Raw genomic sequence first — 681 nt, 5'->3', positions numbered from 1 at the left:
GACCGACTGACCACAACGTCCTCGCTGTGTTGTTGCCTGCAAGCATCACCCGAAGGCGACCTCGCAGGTCTTTTTCAAAGGAACCTCATCCACCGGAGTGGACGGGGTATCAACTTCTGGCGTTGATTTTTGGCACGCTGTTGAGTTCTCAAGGAACGGACGCTTCCTTTGTACTCACCCTCTCGGGCTTTCCTCCGGGCTTTCGTTCTTGCGTTTCCGACTCTATCAGACTCTTTCGTGTCCGATTTCCTCGGCGCTTTCGAGGTCCTGCGCTTTCGCGCTTTCCCTTTCGGCGTGGTCACTACGTTAACGCTTTTCCCCGCCGACTCATAATCGAGCCGGTCGGCAGGGAATTCGGGCATGCCGAATAGGACCCCGCCAGGGGTAAGTCGTAGGTAGTGGTTTGGCCGCTCTCGGGGTCTGCTGAAACAGCGCCCCGTTCAAGCGGCTCGGGCTACGTTAGGCGTCTCCCAAGATCGAGTCAAGTTGCGCGGCGGCGCGGCGCGTGGGCCCGGTACGGGCTGACGGTCGGGTCTCCGGTGATCCAGTAGCGGTAGGGGTGGGGGGGGGGGGGGGCCCCCCCCCCCCCCGGGGGGGGGGTTGCGGACAGGGCGGGGGGGGGGGGGGTGGGGGTGGGGAGGGAAAAAGGGGGATCGGGGCCCACCCCGAGGTCCGCGCCGT

General features: G+C 64.2%; 1 pseudogene. It reads right to left on the bottom strand.

The annotated features are described in order from the left end of the window. Positions 1-481 precede the first annotated feature (481 nt). Positions 482-562 (bottom strand): annotated as a pseudogene (locus tag ACZ7IF_RS09360) (DNA-3-methyladenine glycosylase); the annotation flags it as partial. Positions 563-681 lie beyond the last annotated feature (119 nt).

This window comes from Streptomyces sp. NPDC037421 (assembly GCF_055602105.1).
This window is presented reverse-complemented; position numbering and strand designations above follow the sequence as displayed.